We start from the raw sequence: 14,371 nt of genomic DNA, 5'->3' as shown, positions 1-14,371 counted from the left end.
CTCACCCGTTTTCATCGCGGGTCTCAATGGGCGCCCATCATCATCAGATGCTCGACACCAGGACCCAGCGCGAGCGCAGGCACATAAGTCAGCGCGCCGACCAGCAGCACCGTGCCGAGCAGCAGCACGACGAACAGCGGTCCATGCGTGGGCAGCGTGCCGCCGGTCACGCCGATGCGCTTCTTCGCGGCGAGCGAGCCGGCAATCGCGAGCACCGGCACGATCGTGCCGAAGCGGCCGAACCACATCGCAATCGCCGTGAGCCAGTTGTAGAACGGCGTGCCCACGGTGAGACCGGCGAACGCGCTACCGTTGTTGTTGGCGGCCGAGCTGAACGCGTAGAGGATTTCGGAGAAACCGTGCGCGCCGGGGTTGAGAATGCCGGCCTTGCCCGCGTCGCTCAATACCGCGATCGAGGTGCCCACCAGCACCAGCAGCGGCGTAAGCAGCACGACGATCGACACCATCTTCATCTCGTACGCTTCGATCTTCTTGCCGACGTATTCCGGCGTGCGGCCGATCATCAGGCCCGCCACGAACACCGCCAGCAGTGCGAACACGAGCATCCCGTACATGCCGGAACCCACGCCGCCGAAGATCACTTCGCCCAGTTGCATCAGCAGCATCGGATAGAGGCCGCCGATCGGCGTGAGCGAGTCGTGCGTGTTGGCGACCGCGCCGCACGAAGCCGCGGTGGTCGCGACCGTGAAGATGCCCGACTGCGCGATGCCGAAGCGCGTTTCCTTGCCTTCCGCATTGCCGCCCGACTGCAACGCATTGGCCGACTGATCGACATGCAAGGCGGTGATGGCCGGATTGCCGGTCTGCTCCGCGCTGATTTCGCCGAATACGCAGACGGCAAACGCAATCGTCATGGTGGCGAGCACGGCCACGCCCTGCTTGCGGTCCGCGATCATGCGGCCGAACACCAGTGCCAGCCCCGCAGGGATGATCAGGATCGAGAAGATCTGCAGGAAGTTCGAGAACGGCGTGGGGTTTTCATACGGATGGGCCGAATTGCCGTTAAAGAAGCCGCCGCCGTTGGTGCCGAGCATCTTGATCGCTTCCTGCGATGCAACCGGACCCATTGCGAGCGTCTGCGTTTTTACCGGCGTATCGACCGTCACCGCATTGCCCTTCGCGTCCTTCACCGGATTGCCTTGCGCGTCGAGCTTCGGCGCGGCATAAGTGGTGGTCTGCAAGGTCGGCACGTCTTCGTACGCCTTGAAGTTCTGGATCACGCCCTGGCTCATCAACAGCGCCGCGAGGATCGCCGACATGGGCAGCAACACGTACAGCGTCACACGCGTCAGGTCGACCCAGAAATTGCCGATGGTTTGCGCGGTGTGGCGCGCAAAGCCGCGAATCAACGCGATCACCACCACGATGCCGGTCGCGGCCGAAAAGAAGTTCTGCACGGTGAAGCCGAGCATCTGCGTCAGATAGCCGACGGTTTGTTCAGGCGTGTAATCCTGCCAGTTCGTGTTGGTCACGAAACTGACCGCCGTGTTGAACGCGCCATCCACGGTCATTGGGCCGAACTGCTGCGGGTTGCCCGGCAGCCAGCCTTGCACGCGCAGCAGCACGTAGAGAAACGCCACGCCGAGCGTGTTGAACGCGATCGTGGCGATCGCGTAGTGCTTCCAGCTCATTTCCGTGGCAGGATCGACGCCCGCGATGCGATACAGCAAACGTTCGACAGGACCGCCGAAGCGGACCACGCGCGAACTGCCGTCCATCACGGCGCCCAGATAGCGGGACATCGGCACCGCGGCTGCCAGCAGCACGACGATGAAAAGGCCCGCCTGCAGGACATTGTTCGAGTTCATTCAATGTCCTCCGCGCGCAGCAGCGCATAGACCAGATACACGAACAGCAGCGCGGTCGCCGCGCCGGACAACCACAGAATCCAGTTCATGAGCGAGCTCCCTGACCACGGCGGAACTGCATCAACTTCTCGCAGCCGGCAATCAATGCAAAGGTCAGTGCGGCGAACAGCACCAGCCCCCCGACATACAGCACATCCATTTTTGTTCTCCATTCACGGACTTTGGATAGGTGCAACGTTATGCCGAACCGCGTAAAGGGCGGGTCAAAGATGGGATGGCGAATATAAAAATCGCGTAAACGAACAAGGCCGTTCCATCCTGCGATGGAACGGCCTTGCGCCTGCCGGGCATGGGTTCGCGGCATGCCGCGCCGGTTCTGCTACTGCGTCGAGCGCGATTTCAGGAAACGCGTGTTTTTATAGGCCTCATAGAATGTTCATGCCACGGTGCGGGCATCCCGGCTGGCTTCAAGTGTTCGCGGGTTCGCGGGTTCACGGCAACAGAACCGTCGACCCCGTGGTGCGCCGTCCTTCGAGGTCCGCGTGCGCGCGGCCCACGTCCGCCAGTGCGTAACGCTGATTGATGCTCGTCTTGACCTTGCCCGACACCAGCACGTCGAACAGTTCCGTGGACATCGCCTCGTAGTCGCTGCGTTTGGCGATATACGTGAAGAGCGTCGGGCGCGTGAAGAACAGTGAACCGCGTCCAGCGAATTCCGACGAATCGATCGGCGGCAACGGACCCGACGCATTGCCGAAACTCACGAACATGCCAAGGGGCGCGAGGCAATCGAGCGAGCCCGTAAACGTGTCTTTACCGATCGAGTCGTACACCACCGGCACGCCCGCGCCATTGGTGATCTCGCGCACCCGCCTCGTGAAGTTCTCGCGTGTGTAGACGATCGCGTGGTCGCAGCCGTGCGCGGTGGCAATCTCCGCTTTTTCATCGGAGCCGACCGTGCCGATCACCGTCGCACCGAGCGCCTTCGCCCACTGGCACACCAGCAGGCCGACGCCGCCCGCCGCGGCCTGGATCAGGATCGTGTCGCCGGCTTTCACGGGATACGTGCGGCGCAGAAGATATTGCGCGGTCAGGCCTTGCAGCATCACCGAGGCGGCCTGCTCATCGGTGAGGGCGTCGGGCACCTTCACCACCTGCGCGGCCTGCAGCACGCGCTCCTGCGCATACGCGCCGGGCGGGCGCGCCACGTAGGCGATGCGATCGCCCACCTTCAGACCGCTCACGCCCGAGCCGAGCGCCGTCACTTCGCCGGCCGCCTCCATGCCCAGACCGCCTGGCAACGGCAACGGATAAAGACCCGTGCGGAAGTACACGTCGATATAGTTCAGCCCGACCGCCGTCTGCCTGACGCGGATCTCGCCCGCGCCCGGCTCGCCGACTTCGACGTCGACCCACTTCATGACCTCCGGGCCGCCGGTTTTATCGAATCGGATTGCTTTGACCATCATGTCTCCTTGGTTGCGTGTGGTGGGGTGGTGGCGCGAGGGCGATCTCAGACCTGCTGCGTGAGGCGCAAGGTCAGCGAGTCGAGCACCATTCGCGCTGTCGAAATGTTGGTGGCGCACGGAATGTTGTGCACGTCGCACGCGCGCACGAGGGCGTTGATGTCCGGTTCGTGCGGCTGCGGCGTCATCGGGTCGCGCAGGAAGATCACCATGTCCACCCGCCCTTCCGCGAGCTGCGCGCCGATCTGCAGGTCGCCGCCATGCGGGCCGGACAACATCCGCTCGACCGCGAGGCCGTGCGCGTCGGCAATGCGCCCGCCGGTCGTGCCGGTTGCCACGATGTCGCAACGCCTGAGCGTGTCGACGTATTCGCCGGCCAGTTTGACGATGTCATCCTTTTTATGATCGTGCGCGATCAGCGCGATACGGGTGGTCATGACGCAAGACTCCTGAAACCGTTGTGATTGTCGTTGTTGTCGTGATGATGAAACCGCGGTTCGTGCCGCTCAGAACGTACCCGGATAGGCGCCGCCGTCGATCAGCCAGTTCTGTCCGGTAATGTAGCCGGCATGCACGCTGCACAGGAACGCACAGGCGCGGCCGAATTCGTCACGGTTGCCGAAGCGGCCGGCGGGAATCGTTTTCATGCGCTGCTGGCGCGCCTGGTCGACCGAAATGTTCTGCGACCTGGCCTGCGCCGCGAAGGTCACCGCAATGCGATCGGTGTCGAAAATTCCCGGCAGCAGGTTGTTGATGGTCACGCCGGTGGGCGCAACCTTGCGCGCGAGGCCCGCGACGAAGCCGGTCAGCCCCGAACGCGCGCCGTTCGACAAACCGAGCACGTCGATGGGCGCCTTCACCGCCGAACTCGTGATGTTGACGATACGCCCATAGCCGCGTGCGCTCATCGAGTCGATGGTCGCGCGAATCAGCTCGATCGGCGTGAGCATGTTGCTTTCCAGCGCGCGGATCCAGTCTTCGTGCGTGAAGTTGCGGAAGTCGCCCGGCGGCGGGCCGCCCGCGTTGTTGACCAGAATGTCCGGCTGCGGACAGGCCGCGAGCGCCGCGGCGCGGCCTTCGGGCGTGGTGATGTCGCATGCCACCGTTTTCACTTCCACGCCGCTTTGCTTGCGGATCTCCGCGGCGGTCGCTTCAAGCGTCTCGGCGGTGCGCGCGACGATCGTCAGGTCGACGCCTTCGGCGGCGAGCGCTTCCGCACAGCCGCGCCCCAGTCCCTTGCTGGCCGCGCAGACCAGCGCGGTGCGTCCTGCGATTCCCATGTCCATCTGTGGTGTCCTCGTGAAGTTGTGTGTCGTGAGAAAGCGCCGGGCCGTGCCGGGTTGGCGGTTCCTTCGGGAGATCGCGCGAAGCGGCAGGTCCGGCGCGCTCGTGGCGAAGTTTCCCCGATTCTAGAAGAATCGGTGCCGGACTGTGCCGGGCCGCCGCAATCTCCGGTATCTTCGGAGCGCACTCTTTCGGTAAACTTGCGCCGTGGCGCGTCCGCCAGCCAGCCGTTTTGCGGCGGCGCGGCGCGCCGAACCGATCCCTCTAGCCGCCGCTTGCGCCCCCGCCATGACTCAGGACAGCCGTTTCCCCAATCTCTTCATCCTCGATCACCCGCTGATCCAGCACAAGCTGTCGCACATGCGCGACCGGGATACCTCGACGCGCACGTTCCGCGAACTGCTGCGTGAAATCACGCTGCTGATGGGCTACGAAATCACCCGCAATCTGCCCATGACCACGCGCCGCCTGACCACGCCGCTCGTCGAGATCGACGCGCCGGTGATCGCCGGCAAGAAGCTGGCGATCGTGCCGGTGCTGCGGGCCGGCATCGGCATGTCGGACGGGCTGCTGGAACTGGTGCCCTCGGCGCGGGTCGGCCACATCGGCGTGTATCGCGCGGAGGACCATCGCCCGGTCGAATATCTGGTGCGCCTGCCGGACCTCGAAGATCGCGTGTTCATTCTGTGCGATCCGATGGTCGCGACCGGCTACTCCGCCGTGCACGCCGTGGACGTGCTCAAGCGCCGCAACGTGGCGGGCGAGAACATCCTGTTCCTCGCGCTGGTCGCCGCGCCCGAAGGCGTGCAGGTGTTCCAGGACGCGCATCCGGACGTCAAGCTGTATGTCGCCTCGCTCGATTCGCATCTGAACGAGCATGCGTACATCGTCCCCGGTCTCGGCGACGCCGGCGACCGCCTGTTCGGCACGAAAAACTGAAAGCGGCCTGAAAAGCGCGTGACGGAGGCCTCTGCAGCGCCTCCGTCACGCGCTTTTCGCATCGTTTGCGGCTATCTCGCCCTCTGCCGCCCGCTTGCGGCGTGATAAAATTCGAATCCGCTCAAAGAGCGGCTCAACCTGTACCACCGCCTGGCGCACCGCGCCTTTCGCGAGGCTGACAGGCCGGCGCGGCGTTTGTCGCGCGGAGCCTCGCCGCACCGCCCGCCCCAACCGCGCTGCCGAACTGCGGTCCCGCTAGCCGGGTCCGGCCGGGCGTGACCAGGCTCGAGACGGTAGCCACGTGTGGTCAGGTTAGCCACGAACGGTGGCCTGCACAGTCAAGCACCGGGCGGTTCGGCATCGAGGCGGGTGACAGGGAAATACGCGGCAGGTGCGTGGCAAACGCGTGCCAGACGCGCAGCAAACACGCGGCAAGCAGGCACAAGCACGCGCCAACACGCGTAGACAGGCGGCAACCCGCGCAAGCGCCGGGAAGCGCCCAGGAAACGCAACGACAATTGCACAATGCGTGCGCCCCGCTGGCGTGCGCGATGGAGAAAGGTATGGCGGGTCATAGCAAATGGGCCAACATCAAGCATAAGAAAGCAGCGGCCGACGCCAAGCGCGGCAAGGTCTGGACGCGGCTCATCAAGGAAATTCAGGTCGCGGCGCGCATGGGCGGCGGCGACATCGACTCGAACCCGCGTCTGCGGCTCGCCGTCGAAAAGGCGTACGACGCCAACATGCCCAAAGACAACGTCAACCGCGCGATCCAGCGTGGCGTGGGCGGCGTGGACGGCGCAAGCTACGAAGAAATCCGCTATGAAGGCTACGGCATCGGCGGCGCGGCGGTGATCGTGGACACCATGACCGACAACCGCACGCGTACGGTGGCCGAAGTGCGTCACGCGTTCTCGAAGAACGGCGGCAACATGGGCACGGACGGCTCGGTGTCGTTCATGTTCGATCACGTCGGCCAGTTCCTGTTCGCGCCCGGCACGCCTGAAGACAAGCTGATGGAAGCCGCGCTCGAAGCCGGCGCCGAAGACGTCGTCACGAATGACGACGGCAGTATCGAGGTGCTGTGCCCGCCGAACGACTTCCCGAAGGTGAAATCGGCGCTGGAAGCCGCGGGCTTCAAGGCCGAACTCGCCGAGGTGACGATGAAACCTCAAACGGAAGTCGAGTTCACCGGCGAAGACGCGGTGAAAATGCAGAAGCTGCTCGACGCGCTGGAGAATCTGGACGACGTGCAGGAAGTCTATACAAACGCCGCGATCGCCGAAGAATGAGCGCGCCCCGGCGGCGCGCGGTGCAGTGGTTCCTGTCGAACCGCGCCACGCCGCCGGCCGGCCCTCGCGTCGCCGCGGATAGTGTGTGAGTGTCGCCTGGGTGCGGCTCGCGTGCGATCACGCAGCGCGCTTCCACCCGCGTTCGCACCGTGCCCAGCGCGCCGCCAACGGCTGCTGCGGGCTCGCTGCAAACCTTGTTGTCATTCCACGGCTGAGCGTGCTGCGTCAGCCGTTTATGGTTTTTAAGTCTCGGGGATTCACATGAAGTTACTCGTCGTCGGTTCCGGCGGTCGCGAACATGCGCTCGCATGGAAGCTCGCGCAATCGCCGCGGGTCCAGCTCGTCTACGTGGCTCCTGGCAACGGCGGCACCGCCCAGGACGAGCGTCTGCGCAACATCGGCATCACGGATCCGGCCGCACTCGCCGATTTCGTCGAACAGGAGCAGATCGCCTTCACGCTGGTCGGGCCGGAAGCGCCGCTGGCGGCCGGCATCGTCAACCTGTTCCGCTCGCGCGGTCTGAAGATTTTCGGGCCGACCAAAGAAGCCGCCCAGCTCGAAAGCTCGAAAGACTTCGCCAAGGCGTTCATGAAACGCCACGCGATCCCGACCGCCGAATACGAAACCTTCGCCGAGGTCGCCGCCGCGCATGCGTATCTCGACGCCAGGGGCGCGCCGATCGTCATCAAGGCCGACGGCCTCGCCGCCGGCAAGGGCGTGGTGGTCGCGCAAACGCTGGAAGAAGCACACGCCGCGGTCGACATGATGCTGTCGGACAACAAGCTCGGCGACGCCGGCGCGCGTGTCGTGATCGAGGAATTCCTCGCCGGTGAGGAAGCGAGCTTCATCGTGATGGTGGACGGCAAGCATGTACTGCCGCTCGCCTCCAGCCAGGACCACAAGCGTCTGCTCGACGGCGACCAGGGCCCGAACACCGGCGGCATGGGCGCCTACTCGCCCGCGCCGATCGTCACGCCGCAACTGCACGCCCGCGTGATGCGCGAAATCATCCTGCCGACGGTGCGTGGCATGGAGAAGGAAGGCATCCGCTATACCGGCTTCCTGTACGCCGGCCTGATGATCGACGCGCAAGGCAACCCGAAAACGCTCGAATTCAACTGCCGCATGGGCGACCCCGAAACGCAGCCGATCATGGCGCGTCTGAAGGGCGACTATTCGAAGGTGGTCGAGCAGGCGATTGCCGGTACGCTGGATACGGTCGAACTGGAATGGGACCGCCGCACCGCGCTCGGCGTGGTGCTCGCCGCCTACAACTATCCGGACACGCCGCGCAACGGCGACCGCATCAGCGACATTCCGGCTGAAACCGCGGATTCGGTCACGTTCCACGCCGGCACCACGCTGACGGACGGCAAGCTGACCACCTCGGGCGGCCGCGTGCTGTGCGTGGTCGGCCTGGCGGATTCGGTGCGCAGCGCGCAGTCGGTCGCGTACGAAACGATCAACCAGATCTCGTTCGACGGCATGCAGTATCGGCGCGACATCGGCTACCGTGCGTTGAACCGCAAGCACGACGCCAGGACCGAAGGCAAGCACTAGGCCATCACCCCACTCGCCCGCGTGCGGCGCCAACGGCGCTACACTGCGGGTTTTCGCGGCGATACCGGCGTCCACCGCACCATGTGGGTTCATGTGGGCTAAGCGGAGCCGGGAGCATCTCGCCCGGCGCGTCAAACCGTAAGGTCGTGCCTGCGCAGGTTTCACCCTGGCGCGGGCCCGGCCATCGCCCTTCACGAAGAACCCGCGGCACGCCGAGCGTGCCGCCCTCAGCATCTGCATTCATGACCGATTCGAGCTACGACGCACAAGCCGTGCGCAGCTGGCTGCAAGGCCTGCAAACGCAGATCGCGGACACGCTCGGCGCATTCGACGGCACACCGTTCGCGACCGACGCCTGGCAGCGCGCGCCCGGCGAAAAGCTGCGCGGCGGCGGCTACACGCGGATTCTCGAAGGCGGCAACTTCTTCGAGCGCGCCGGCATCGGCTTCTCGGACGTCGCGGGCGACGCGTTGCCGGCCTCGGCGAGCGCGGCGCGTCCGCAACTGGCCGGCCGCGGTTTCGAAGCAATGGGCGTGTCGCTCGTGCTGCACCCGCACAATCCGCATTGCCCGACCGTGCATATGAACGTGCGTCTGCTGATCGCGACCAAGGCCGGCGAAGAGCCGGTGTTCTGGTTCGGCGGCGGCATGGATCTGACGCCGTTCTACGGTTACGAGGAAGACGCGCAGCATTTTCATCGCACCTGCCGCGACGCGCTGCAGCCTTATGGCGCGGACCTGTACCCGAGTTTCAAGCGCTGGTGCGACGAGTATTTTTTCCTCAGGCACCGCAACGAACCGCGCGGCATTGGCGGAATTTTCTTCGACGATTTCTCGGCGCCGGGCTTCGATCAATCGTTCGCGATGCTCAGGAGCGTGGGCGACGCGTTCCTCAAGGCGTACCTGCCGATCATCGAAAAGCGCCGCAACATTCCGTACGGTCAGGCCGAGCGCGATTTCCAGGCCTACCGGCGCGGGCGCTACGTCGAGTTCAATCTGGTCTTCGACCGTGGCACACTGTTTGGGCTGCAAAGCGGCGGACGCACCGAGTCGATCCTGATGTCCATGCCGCCTGTGGTGAACTGGCGCTACAACTGGCAGCCCGAACCGGGCACGCCGGAAGCGCGTCTTTATAGCGATTTTCTCGTGCCGCGCGAGTGGGTGTGACGGGCCGCGCCCGCACCTCGCTCGCGTCGTCACGACAAAGGATCTTCACCTGAAGCCGAACGCTCATCCTGTTGCCCTGCCTCGCCGGATCGGACTGCTCGGCGGCACCTTCGATCCGATCCACGACGGCCACCTCGCGCTCGCGCGGCGTTTCGCGCACGTGCTGCAACTGACCGAGCTCGTGCTGTTGCCGGCCGGCCAGCCCTGGCAGAAATCGGACGTGTCGCCGGCCGTGCACCGCCTCGCCATGACGCGTGCGGCCGCGAGCGAACTGGTGCTGCCGGGCACGACCGTGCGTGTCGCGACTGATGAAATCGAGCACGAAGGCCCGACTTACACGATCGACACGCTGCAACGCTGGCGTGAACGCGAAGGTGAGGACGCATCCATTGCGCTCCTGATCGGCGCGGATCAACTGGTACACCTCGACAGCTGGCGCGACTGGCGGCGCCTGTTCGAGTTTGCCCATATCTGCGCGGCCACCCGGCCCGGTTTCGACCTCACGTCGATTCCGCCGGCGGTCGCTCAGGAAATCGACGCGCGCCGTGCCCGCGCCGACGTTCTGCAAGCCACGCCCTGCGGCCACTTGCTGATCGATACGACGCTTGCGTTCAACGTTTCGGCCACCGACATTCGCGCGCATCTGCGCGAGCAGGTGAACCGGCGGCTCGCCCTCGCGGGCGGCGAACAGCAGGACCAGGCGGCGAGCCATGTCCCCACTGCGGTGTGGGACTATATTCTTCAACATCATCTGTACCACCGGTAACCTCATGGATATTCGCAAACTGCAACGCGTGATCGTCGACGCTCTCGAAGACGTCAAAGCGCAAGACATCAAGGTGTTCAACACCAGCCACCTGACCGCGCTGTTCGATCGCGTGATCGTCGCGAGCGGCACCTCGAACCGGCAAACCAAGGCGCTCGCTTCGAGCGTGCGCGAGAGCGTGAAGGAAAACGGCGGCGACATCATCAGCACCGAAGGCGAGGACATCGGCGAATGGGTGCTGGTGGATTGCGGCGACGCGATCGTGCACATTCTGCAGCCGGCCCTGCGCCAGTACTACAACCTCGAAGAAATCTGGGGCGACAAGCCGGTGCGCATCAAGCTGTCCACGCCGGATCCGTTCGGCGGAGCGCGTTCGAGCGAGCCCGATGAAGACGAGGAAGACGAAGCCGCGCCGGCCGTGAAGAAGCCTGCGCGCAAGGCGCCCGCCCGCCGCAAGTGAGCGGGCTTTGGCCGGCTTACCGTCATAGTTTGCGATTTCTTCCGCAATGAAACTGCATATCCTCGCCGTCGGCCACAAGATGCCGGACTGGATCGCCACCGGCTTCGACGAATACGCGAAGCGCATGCCGCCCGAGCTGCGCATCGAGCTGCGCGAAATCAAACCCGAGCAGCGCTCGTCGGGACGGCCGGCCGAAAGCGTGATGGCCGCCGAGCGTATCAGGATCGAAGCCGCGTTGCCGAAGAACGCGCGCATTGTCGCGCTCGACGAACGCGGCAAGGACTGGACCACCATGCAGCTTGCCGGCGCCCTGCCCAGCTGGCAGCAGGACGGCCGCGACGTGGCGTTTCTGATCGGCGGTGCCGACGGGCTCGACCCCGATCTGAAAGCGCGCGCCGATATGTTGCTGCGGGTATCGAGCCTCACTTTGCCGCATGCGATGGTCCGCGTGCTGCTCGCCGAACAGCTTTACCGCGCGTGGACCATCACGCAAAATCACCCCTATCATCGCGTGTGAGCGAACGAGGCGGCGCGTCGACCACGCTGGGTTGCGGGGTGCGGATTGCGGGTTGCGCCTGATAGTCGCGCTCCGTAACCACACCTTTGTTGTCGTGCTTTCCAGGTCGCGTTTTCTGGCGCAGCGCCATGTGCATGTTGGCGTGCACAATGGCACGCGCGCGGCACGCGTTGTCCTGCTCGCATCGAAAGCTTACCCAACGCACTGATCGACGCTCCAACGTCACGCCCCTCACACCCGTCACGCCCGTTCACACCCCTACAATCCGCCTGATCGAGACCTGTTCATGTCCACGTCCGCCGCATCGCTGCATCCGTTCGTCTACCTCGCTTCGCAGAGTCCACGCCGTCAGGAACTGCTGCAACAGCTCGGCGTGCGTTTCGAATTGCTGCTGCCGCGCCCCGATGAAGACGCCGAAGCGCTCGAAGCCGAGTTGCCCGGCGAGCGCGCGCACGCCTACGTGCAGCGGGTATGCGTCGCCAAGGCGCATGCCGCCCGTGCGCGCCTCGTGGCGGGCGGTCATGCCGCGCGGCCGATTCTGGTTGCGGACACAACCGTCACGATCGACGACGCGATTCTCGGCAAACCCGTCGATGCCGACGACGCCTTCGCGATGCTCACGCGCCTCGCCGGCCGCGATCACGAAGTGCTGACGGCCGTGGCCGTGGTCGACGCCGAGGGTACGTTGCTGCCCGCCGCGCTATCCGTGTCGAAGGTGCGTTTTGCTGCACTGCACGCAGAAGCGATCCGCCGCTACGTGGCGAGCGGCGAGCCGCTCGGCAAGGCGGGTGCATACGGTGTGCAGGGGCGCGCTGCGGAGTTTATCGGGCATATCGACGGGTCCTATTCAGGTATCATGGGTTTGCCGCTTTTTGAATCCGCTGCCCTCCTGCGTGCAGCGCGCATCGACTTCTAAAATAACACCATGAATGAAGAAATCCTGATCAATGTCACGCCGCAGGAAACGCGCGTCGCGCTGGTCCAGCAAGGCGCCGTCCAGGAACTTCACGTCGAACGAACGCTGTCGCGCGGACGCGTCGGCAACGTCTATCTCGGCAAGGTGGTACGCGTGCTGCCGGGCATGCAATCCGCCTTCATCGACATCGGTCTCGAACGCGCGGCGTTCCTTCATGTCGCCGACATCTGGCATCCGCGCATTGCCGGCGAACCGCAGCATCAGGCGCCGCATCAGCCGATCGAGAAAATCGTCTTCGAGGGCCAGACGCTGATGGTGCAGGTCGTGAAGGATCCGATCGGCACCAAGGGCGCGCGGCTGTCCACGCAAGTGAGCATTGCCGGGCGCACCCTCGTGTATCTGCCGCAGGAGCCGCATATCGGCATCTCGCAGAAGATCGAGAGCGAAGCCGAGCGCGAGGCCGTGCGAGCGCGCCTGACCGCCGTGCTGCCCGCCGACGAGAAAGGCGGCTACATCGTGCGCACCATCGCCGAAGACGCAACCAGCGAAGAGCTGGCCGGCGACGTCGCGTATCTGCGCAAGACGTGGGCCACGATTCTGTCGCAAGGCCAGCGCATGCCGCCCACGAGCCTGCTGTATCAGGACCTGAATCTCGCGCAACGCGTGCTGCGCGATTTCGTCAACGACGAGACGTCGCGCATTCAGGTCGATTCTCGCGAGACGTATCAGATGCTGGCCGATTTCGCGGCCGAGTTCACGCCGGCGGTCTCGTCGAAGCTGCACCACTACACCGGCGAGCGGCCGCTCTTCGATCTGTACAACATCGAGGCGGAAATCCAGCGCGCGTTGTCGCGCCGGGTGGATCTGAAGTCGGGCGGCTATCTCGTGATCGACCAGACCGAAGCGATGACGACCATCGACGTGAACACTGGCGGTTACGTCGGCGCGCGCAACTTCGACGATACGATCTTCAAGACCAACCTCGAAGCCGCGCACACCATTGCACGGCAATTGCGTCTGCGCAATCTGGGCGGCGTGATCATTATCGACTTCATCGATATGGAAAACGTCGAGCATCGCGATCAGGTGCTGGGCGAATTGAAGAAAGCACTCTCGCGCGATCGCACGCGCGTGACCGTGAATGGTTTTTCGCAGCTTGGCCTGGTCGAAATGACGCGCAAGCGCACGCGTGAATCACTTGCGCATGTGCTGTGCGAGCCTTGCCCGGTTTGCCAGGGCAAGGGGCAGGTCAAGACGCCGCGTACGGTGTGTTACGACGTGCTGCGCGAGATTCTGCGCGAGTCGCGGCAGTTCAATCCGCGCGAGTTTCGCGTGGTGGCGTCGCAGCAGGTGATCGATCTGTTTCTTGAAGAAGAGTCGCAGCATCTGGCAATGCTGATCGATTTTATTGGCAAGCCGGTGTCGTTGCAGGTGGAGTCGAATTTAAGTCAGGAGCAGTACGATATTGTTTTGATGTAGAGCCTTATTTCTGATCAAGCTTTTCAAGTATCTCTCCCGCCTCAGAGAACTCGTAGTTACCCATTGCGAAAGAGTACTGTGAACGCGCCTTTATCAAGGCGCCTTCACAGCGGATCTCAGCCAGCCGACACACTCTTGAACATCGCCAACTCGTACCGCTGATTCAGCGCTCCGTCATTTTCCAGGGGCGCAGCCGTTCGGCACGCCGGCGCAGTTGCCATACTTTGCGAATGCGAGTCTCCCTGAGCGCGAATTGGCGCTTGTCCTATGCGCAAATTCACTAATGTGATTCTTATCCTGGGGCAAGACGCCAACGACACAAGCGTAGTCAGCCGCGTAAGCTGCCAGGCCCCGTGCGAATTTGCAAAGTCTGAAACGGTTTCCGGCGATACGGTGATCAGAACGGAAACGTTGCGCGTGACGCCGGACTCTCTTGTGGGAGGGATGCTCGCCGATGCAGTATCGGGTCAACTCATGCTTACGGGCACACCGTCCCTGTCGAGACGACTGCCGCCCAACCAGCGCCGGCTCCTATGCAAGTTCCCGCGGCAGTTGCGATTCCTGCATCAAACATCGCGGCACCACCTCCGCGGCCCCAGAGCGGCGACGGGCCATTGCAACAGACCCGTTTCGATTGCAATCAGGCCGGATCTATTCCGCAGTATTTGATCTGCCACGACGTGGATCTTGCCGCAGC

15 protein-coding genes are annotated in these 14,371 nt (G+C 64.1%); 9 read left to right on the top strand and 6 right to left on the bottom strand.

The features are described 5' to 3' along the window. Positions 1-23 precede the first annotated feature (23 nt). From kdpA to BXE_RS05810, 6 genes are all read right to left on the bottom strand, one after another. Positions 24-1,829 (bottom strand): potassium-transporting ATPase subunit KdpA, encoded by a 1,806-nt coding sequence (gene kdpA / locus BXE_RS05835; protein WP_011487463.1) that lies wholly within the window; start codon positions 1,827-1,829, stop codon positions 24-26. Next, positions 1,826-1,918: a K(+)-transporting ATPase subunit F gene (gene kdpF / locus BXE_RS05830; RefSeq protein WP_011487462.1), complete on the bottom strand. Its 93-nt coding sequence runs from the start codon at positions 1,916-1,918 to the stop codon at positions 1,826-1,828. The genes kdpA and kdpF overlap by 4 nt, the downstream gene beginning before the upstream one ends. Next, on the bottom strand, positions 1,915-2,028 hold the full coding sequence (locus BXE_RS05825) for a hypothetical protein (RefSeq protein WP_007175652.1): 114 nt from the start codon (positions 2,026-2,028) through the stop codon (positions 1,915-1,917). The genes kdpF and BXE_RS05825 overlap by 4 nt, the downstream gene beginning before the upstream one ends. Before the next feature lie 292 nt (positions 2,029-2,320). Then, entirely contained in the window at positions 2,321-3,295 is a 975-nt protein-coding gene (locus tag BXE_RS05820; protein WP_011487460.1) for a quinone oxidoreductase family protein, read from the bottom strand. A gap of 47 nt (positions 3,296-3,342) precedes the next feature. Further along, positions 3,343-3,732 (bottom strand): methylglyoxal synthase, encoded by a 390-nt coding sequence (locus BXE_RS05815; protein ID WP_011487459.1) that lies wholly within the window; start codon positions 3,730-3,732, stop codon positions 3,343-3,345. Between the two features lie 69 nt (positions 3,733-3,801). Next, positions 3,802-4,581 carry an SDR family oxidoreductase gene (locus BXE_RS05810; RefSeq protein WP_011487458.1) on the bottom strand — a complete coding sequence of 260 codons (780 nt, stop codon included), beginning with the start codon at positions 4,579-4,581 and terminating at the stop codon, positions 3,802-3,804. 286 nt (positions 4,582-4,867) lie between these two features. Between BXE_RS05810 and upp the strand changes: the two genes are divergently transcribed. From upp to rng, 9 genes are all read left to right on the top strand, one after another. After that, complete coding sequence (gene upp, locus BXE_RS05805; RefSeq protein ID WP_011487457.1) at positions 4,868-5,518, top strand: uracil phosphoribosyltransferase; 651 nt, start codon at positions 4,868-4,870, stop codon at positions 5,516-5,518. Positions 5,519-6,081: 563 nt separating this feature from the next. Continuing rightward, positions 6,082-6,810, top strand: a complete 729-nt coding sequence (locus BXE_RS05800) for a YebC/PmpR family DNA-binding transcriptional regulator (protein ID WP_011487456.1) — start codon at positions 6,082-6,084, stop codon at positions 6,808-6,810. A gap of 261 nt (positions 6,811-7,071) precedes the next feature. Further along, positions 7,072-8,370: a phosphoribosylamine--glycine ligase gene (purD, locus tag BXE_RS05795; protein WP_011487455.1), complete on the top strand. Its 1,299-nt coding sequence runs from the start codon at positions 7,072-7,074 to the stop codon at positions 8,368-8,370. 242 nt (positions 8,371-8,612) lie between these two features. Continuing rightward, positions 8,613-9,536 (top strand): oxygen-dependent coproporphyrinogen oxidase, encoded by a 924-nt coding sequence (gene hemF, locus BXE_RS05790; protein WP_011487454.1) that lies wholly within the window; start codon positions 8,613-8,615, stop codon positions 9,534-9,536. A gap of 49 nt (positions 9,537-9,585) precedes the next feature. Continuing rightward, positions 9,586-10,302, top strand: a complete 717-nt coding sequence (locus tag BXE_RS05785; protein WP_049782098.1) for a nicotinate-nucleotide adenylyltransferase — start codon at positions 9,586-9,588, stop codon at positions 10,300-10,302. 4 nt (positions 10,303-10,306) lie between these two features. Continuing rightward, positions 10,307-10,762, top strand: coding sequence for a ribosome silencing factor (gene rsfS / locus BXE_RS05780; protein WP_011487452.1), 456 nt, complete (start codon positions 10,307-10,309; stop codon positions 10,760-10,762). Positions 10,763-10,808: 46 nt separating this feature from the next. After that, positions 10,809-11,279 (top strand): 23S rRNA (pseudouridine(1915)-N(3))-methyltransferase RlmH, encoded by a 471-nt coding sequence (gene rlmH / locus BXE_RS05775; RefSeq protein ID WP_011487451.1) that lies wholly within the window; start codon positions 10,809-10,811, stop codon positions 11,277-11,279. Positions 11,280-11,565: 286 nt separating this feature from the next. Next, positions 11,566-12,195: a Maf family protein gene (locus BXE_RS05770; RefSeq protein ID WP_011487449.1), complete on the top strand. Its 630-nt coding sequence runs from the start codon at positions 11,566-11,568 to the stop codon at positions 12,193-12,195. A 9-nt stretch (positions 12,196-12,204) separates the two neighbouring features. Beyond that, positions 12,205-13,674: a ribonuclease G gene (gene rng, locus BXE_RS05765; RefSeq protein WP_011487448.1), complete on the top strand. Its 1,470-nt coding sequence runs from the start codon at positions 12,205-12,207 to the stop codon at positions 13,672-13,674. Positions 13,675-14,371 lie beyond the last annotated feature (697 nt).

The organism is Paraburkholderia xenovorans LB400, from assembly GCF_000013645.1.
GTDB lineage: Bacteria > Pseudomonadota > Gammaproteobacteria > Burkholderiales > Burkholderiaceae > Paraburkholderia > Paraburkholderia xenovorans.
This window is presented reverse-complemented; position numbering and strand designations above follow the sequence as displayed.

Coding starts and splice junctions, on each gene's coding strand:
- kdpA (WP_011487463.1), bottom strand. CDS start 1,829: ATGAACTCGAACAATGTCCTGCAGGCGGGCCTTTTCATCGTCGTGCTG.
- kdpF (WP_011487462.1), bottom strand. CDS start 1,918: ATGAACTGGATTCTGTGGTTGTCCGGCGCGGCGACCGCGCTGCTGTTC.
- BXE_RS05825 (WP_007175652.1), bottom strand. CDS start 2,028: ATGGATGTGCTGTATGTCGGGGGGCTGGTGCTGTTCGCCGCACTGACC.
- BXE_RS05820 (WP_011487460.1), bottom strand. CDS start 3,295: ATGGTCAAAGCAATCCGATTCGATAAAACCGGCGGCCCGGAGGTCATG.
- BXE_RS05815 (WP_011487459.1), bottom strand. CDS start 3,732: ATGACCACCCGTATCGCGCTGATCGCGCACGATCATAAAAAGGATGAC.
- BXE_RS05810 (WP_011487458.1), bottom strand. CDS start 4,581: ATGGACATGGGAATCGCAGGACGCACCGCGCTGGTCTGCGCGGCCAGC.
- upp (WP_011487457.1), top strand. CDS start 4,868: ATGACTCAGGACAGCCGTTTCCCCAATCTCTTCATCCTCGATCACCCG.
- BXE_RS05800 (WP_011487456.1), top strand. CDS start 6,082: ATGGCGGGTCATAGCAAATGGGCCAACATCAAGCATAAGAAAGCAGCG.
- purD (WP_011487455.1), top strand. CDS start 7,072: ATGAAGTTACTCGTCGTCGGTTCCGGCGGTCGCGAACATGCGCTCGCA.
- hemF (WP_011487454.1), top strand. CDS start 8,613: ATGACCGATTCGAGCTACGACGCACAAGCCGTGCGCAGCTGGCTGCAA.
- rsfS (WP_011487452.1), top strand. CDS start 10,307: ATGGATATTCGCAAACTGCAACGCGTGATCGTCGACGCTCTCGAAGAC.
- rlmH (WP_011487451.1), top strand. CDS start 10,809: ATGAAACTGCATATCCTCGCCGTCGGCCACAAGATGCCGGACTGGATC.
- BXE_RS05770 (WP_011487449.1), top strand. CDS start 11,566: ATGTCCACGTCCGCCGCATCGCTGCATCCGTTCGTCTACCTCGCTTCG.
- rng (WP_011487448.1), top strand. CDS start 12,205: ATGAATGAAGAAATCCTGATCAATGTCACGCCGCAGGAAACGCGCGTC.